Annotated in this window: 2 protein-coding genes and 3 pseudogenes; 1 reads left to right on the top strand and 4 read right to left on the bottom strand. The window is 58.0% G+C overall.

Annotated features, from left to right (window positions below; genetic code table 11):
* The 3 genes and pseudogenes from ABSE61_RS35915 to ABSE61_RS35905 form a co-directional block, all read right to left on the bottom strand.
* Positions 1-138 (bottom strand): transposase (locus tag ABSE61_RS35915; protein ID WP_423875903.1); only part of this gene is annotated, 138 nt, incomplete at its 3' end.
* A 150-nt stretch (positions 139-288) separates the two neighbouring features.
* Positions 289-393 (bottom strand): annotated as a pseudogene (locus ABSE61_RS35910) (IS110 family transposase); the annotation flags it as partial.
* Positions 394-653: 260 nt separating this feature from the next.
* A pseudogene (locus ABSE61_RS35905) lies at positions 654-881 on the bottom strand (IS110 family transposase); the annotation flags it as partial.
* Positions 882-1,088: 207 nt separating this feature from the next.
* Between ABSE61_RS35905 and ABSE61_RS35900 the strand changes: the two are divergent.
* A pseudogene (locus ABSE61_RS35900) lies at positions 1,089-2,113 on the top strand (IS110 family RNA-guided transposase).
* 297 nt (positions 2,114-2,410) lie between these two features.
* Here ABSE61_RS35900 and ABSE61_RS35895 read toward each other — a convergent pair.
* Complete coding sequence (locus tag ABSE61_RS35895) at positions 2,411-4,471, bottom strand: methyl-accepting chemotaxis protein (protein WP_423875902.1); 2,061 nt, start codon at positions 4,469-4,471, stop codon at positions 2,411-2,413.
* Positions 4,472-4,855: the final 384 nt, after the last annotated feature.

Here is a 4,855-nt window from a genome sequence, read left to right as displayed (position 1 = left end):
ACTGGAGTGCTGCTTCGGCACCATGCCGATCCAGGCCGAGAAGTTGCGCCCTGATCGGAAGGACTTTGGATCAGCAACGGCAGCGACCAAAGCAGTGGCCAGAACCGGACCGACGCCGGGGACTCCTTCGAGCCTCATGCTCATCTCGTTGGATCGGTGCCAGGCCCTAATCAGTCGGTCGAACTCCAGGATCTGCTTCTTCATCCTTCGCAGTTGAGTCCCGAGTGCCAGGAGACACGCGCGAGCTATCTCTGGAACTCGCCTGTCGTTCGGATCGGCGACGACAGTAAGCAGTTCCTCGACGCCGTGACGCCCGACCGGCGCAACGATCCCGAACTCGGCAAGATGAGCCCGGATCGCATTGATCACCGAGGTACGCTGACGGATGAACAGATGGCGCGTGTGTTCGACAAATCGGAGCACCCAGTCCGGGCGGTTTCTGCCGCGTTTGCCCGCGTGTTTCTGCGCGAACCGACCGAACTCGACCAGTTTGGTCCAAACCGCTCGTCAGCTACCAGATCAATCGACAACACGCCCGGCCGTGGCGTCAGACGGTTTTCCCGTGAGATCTATGGAAAACCCTGGCGTGCTCTTTACCGCACCACGCTCTTCGGCAGTTGGTCGCCGTCGGGGCGCACCGTAGGGCTTCACATAGGGATCAGCCGCACGGTGTGACCCAGTGCCTGGAGCTCGCGCGACCAGTGGTGCGCCGAGCCACAGGCTTCGATACCGACCAGACAAGGCGACACCTTCTGGAAGAACGTCAGGACATAGCGGCGCTTCAATTGGCGACGGATAACCACCTGGCCAACATCATCGACTCCGTGAACCTGGAAAACCGACTTGGCGATGTCTAAACCGATTGTCGTCATCGTCTGCATGGCTCGCTCCTCTGAATCGTGGGAGCCTTAACAGCTCCCACATCCGTGGCACCCATGTGCCGGTGGAGGAGCCGTCCACATGGGGTAATCGCGGGAGCGAGTTGCCCCAGGCCAAACACTAGTCTTGGAGGGTGGCTGTTCCCCGATAGGATGGAAATACGGGCTCACGACTGGACGCCGGGCCCAAGCATCGAATGGAGAACAGCTATGGAAGAATATATCGGTCTCGACGTGTCGATGAAAGAGACGTCAGTCTCGATCCGCCGAGCAGGTGAACGGATCTGGCGCGGCAGGTGCGCATCTGATCCCAGAATCATAGCCGAGCTCATCCGCAAGCGGGCGCCAGCCGTGAAACGCGTAGTGTTCGAGACCGGACTACTGTCGATATGGTTTTATCATTCTCTGCGCACCGAGGGGTTGCCGGCAATCTGCATCGATGCGCGCCATGCTAAAGCGGCGCTCGATATGGCGACGAACAAGACGGACGCGAACGACGCCGATGGTCTGGCGCAGCTCGCAGAAGTCGGGTTCTTTCGTGAGGTTCGGGTGAAAGGATTCGACAGCATGCTGACCCGCACGCTTGTCGCGGCACGCACGCGGCTGGTCCGTATCACAACAGAGCTTTCCAACCAGATCCGTGGTATCATGAAACCTTCGGTCTGCTCGTTCCTGCCGGAAAGGGAAGCACCTTCGAGAAGAATGTCCGGAGCCTTCTTGCCGATCAGGACGGACTTGCATCGATCGTGCTCCCGATGCTGGAAGCCTGGCGTGGCATTCGCATCCGCGCCGCCGAACTCGGACGCCAGTTGGTACGGGACGCGCGCCAGAGTCAGGCTTGCCGCATCCTTATGTCTATTCCCGGCATCGGTGCGATCACCGCAACTGCCTTCACCACAGCCATTGAGAGGCCGGACAACTTCAAGAAATCTCGATCTGTTGGCGCCTGGATCGGGCTGACGACACGCCGCTACCAATCCGGAGAAGTCGATTATGACGGCCATATATCCCGACGTGGCGACAGCCATTTGCGAGGGCTTCTCTACGAAGCGGCGGCGGTCATTCCGACGCGCAGCTCAACCGACAGCACTCTGCGCACGTGGGGTCTGAAGCTCCGGGAGAGGCTCGGCTTCAAAAGAGCTGCCGTGGCCGTGGCGCGCAAACTAGCGGTCATAATGCATACGATGCTTAAGACTGGCGAACTCTTCAATCCGAATGCCGGAGCCACCACATAAGTTCCGATAGCGTTCAGAACCTGAACGCCTAAGGTGTCCCTGCCGGGACATGAGCCGAGCCATTCCGCTGATGCTGTTGCACTGCTGACTCAGCAAAGTGCGTCGTCCACATTGAAGGCTCGTCCTGCGAAGCTCCATCATGCGGCGGCTATTGTCGACCGCGAAGACAACCATGCACCCGGCAGCGTCCCCTGAACGAAATTATAAGCTTGACGCCTCAGCAGCGATTAGACAACAGCATCAACAGCGGAAGCCAACCTAACAGATCCAAGAATTGGAAAGAGCAGCGTGGTGACTTTATGCGGCCGCCTTGTGGCCCGATATTAACTCGCTGACGATCTTGCTGGCCTGACCTGAAAGTTCGAATTCAAGCAGTGCGGCGTCCGCGTCTTTGCGCGCCATGAAGCCGTTCAACTCCGCCGCAATGCCATCGATGACAAGCTGGATCGGCGCATTTACGGGTACCCCCGGGCAGGTCTCGTTGATCATCGCGCCTCCCAAAGAGAGATCGCGCACGGTGACTCTGGCTGATTTGCCCTGGCTTTTTAGTGTGGCGGGACGACCAAGATCAATCCGGGAGGAAATTCTGCGATCGACGTCAGACGTAGATGTGCGGATCACACGCACCAGTGTCGCGCGAAGCTCGTCGACGTTGCTGGCGATATCGGCCGAACCGTCGCGAATTTCCGCTGCACGCCGACCGGTCTCGGTTGCTTCGTTGGATACTGAAATGATCTGCGACGCGACTTCCCGAGCTGCGAGCGATGTTTCTTCAACAGTCCGCGAAATTTCAACCGTAACAATGTTCTGTTCTTCTATTGCCTTGGCGATCGTCGATGAAACCGCATCCACGTTTCGAATAACCTCCCCGATGCCTTTAATAGATTCAACCGACGCTCGCGTCGCATCTTGGATTTCGGTGATCTGCCGCGCGATCTCACTAGTGGCCTTCGCGGTTTGCTCCGCCAGCGATTTAACTTCACCGGCGACAACGGCAAAGCCGCGGCCTGCTTCCCCAGCCCGTGCGGCCTCGATGGTTGCGTTAAGCGCGAGCAGATTGGTTTGACCTGCAATTTCGCTGATCAGATTCGTCACTGCGCCAACCTTGCCCGCGGCCTCGGACAGCTTCGCAATAGTAACCTGTGCCTGGGTCGAAGCGGACACGGCTTCCAGTGTCAATTCCCTTGAAGAGTTGACCTGTGACGCGATTTCGGCAATCGACGTGCTCAGTTGCGAAGAAGCCTTGGCGACGGTCTGTGCGTTGGCAAGAGCTTCCTCCGCCGCCGCCGCGACGCTGCTGCTATTCTTTTCAAGCAACAAAGCGGAATCGCTCAAAAGGCTGGCGTTCTTTGCCATGCGGCCAGTCCCTGCGGCGACTTGGCCGACGGCGGAATTGGTCTCGCGTTCCACCGTTTCTGCCATTTCCTTGAGGGCTTTTGCTTTATTTTGCTCTGCAGCCTGCCGCCGCTCTTCGTCCAGGATAGCCTCATTGCGAGCTTTCTCAGCGGCCTTAACCTTGAATGTTTCGACGGCTCCAGCGACGTCGCCGATCTCATCTTTCCGACCAACGCCGGGCAGGACGACTTGGAAATTGCCATTCGCAAGTTCAAGCATGGACCGGCTAAGGGCGCGCATTGGTCGGGCGATTGTAACAATCGAAAAAATGCAGGTTGCAATCAGTACAATTCCGACGCCAAGACCCACCGACATCGAATACTTCTCGGTCGATACCATCTCATCGGTCGCCACGGCGCGGGTGGCCTCGGCGCGATGGTGCGCAAAGTCCGCAGCTTGTTCGGCTGCCGTCAGACTCGCCTCCGCGAGAGGCAAGGTGATCTCGCGGGCAAATCGGTCAGTGTCATCCTCTAGTTTCGTTCTTCGCGCCGAATCATCGGAAGAAAGGCTACTGCCCGCGAAACGCTTGGCATCGATACCGATGGCCTCGGTTCGCATCGCCACAATTTCCGAGGCGCGCTTGACGTAATTGATGGCGAGTTCCGTGGCTTGCTCAATCCGCGCACTATTTTCTGTCGATAGGGACAATTTAAGAAAATGCTCGGCCTTTTCTTTGACTGAGCTTAGGGCCTTTTCAACGAAGTTAGACGCTTTCTCAAGTTCCACCAATGTGCGGGCGAGTCGGATATCCCGTACACCCAGCGTCATCGTCCGGACGGCGGCCCGCGCGTCAACGGCGTCCTGAACGATCCGTTCTTGGGTTGCCGCGTTTTCGTTTGCCGCTCGGATTCGGCCATTGCCGGTCAGCTGAATGGAAACCATGAGTACTACTAAAAGGATGCTGCTGCCCGAAGCGATTGCCAGCTTGGTCCCGATCCGCAAGTTTTGGACGATCCGCATCATTTCAATTTCCAAAAAAAGGGCCGTGTGGCGTCCACATGGCCATGCCGAACGATTCCAGCTTGTTGAAACGGTACGCCCGTAAACCGCAAGCTAACCTTAATAAGGCGAGCCGTAGTTCTACTGCTTATGCGACGAAGAAAAAGCCGGCGTAAGCGTCTAAAGTCCGCTCAGGTTAATCGCTTCGTTTCCGCGATGTCGGATGCGAGTCCGTTTTACCCCGATCAGCGGACCTTGTCAGACCGGCCCGATTGGTACGGTACGCGCCAAAGCACAAAGTCGCTGCGCTCCAGCCCGCTGCGCGGGGGCAAAGGCCGAGAGAGCGGAAGCCCGCCGAGGGTAAAGCGCTGGCGGGTTTGAGAGCCCCGTCCTGAGATCGAGGTGTTG

Origin of the sequence: Bradyrhizobium sp. (assembly GCF_049519115.1) — a bacterium.
GTDB lineage: Bacteria > Pseudomonadota > Alphaproteobacteria > Rhizobiales > Xanthobacteraceae > Bradyrhizobium.
This window is presented reverse-complemented; position numbering and strand designations above follow the sequence as displayed.

What these genes read in the sequence shown, in the direction of transcription:
- ABSE61_RS35895 (WP_423875902.1), bottom strand. Translation starts at nt 4,471, where the DNA reads ATGATGCGGATCGTCCAAAACTTGCGGATCGGGACCAAGCTGGCAATC.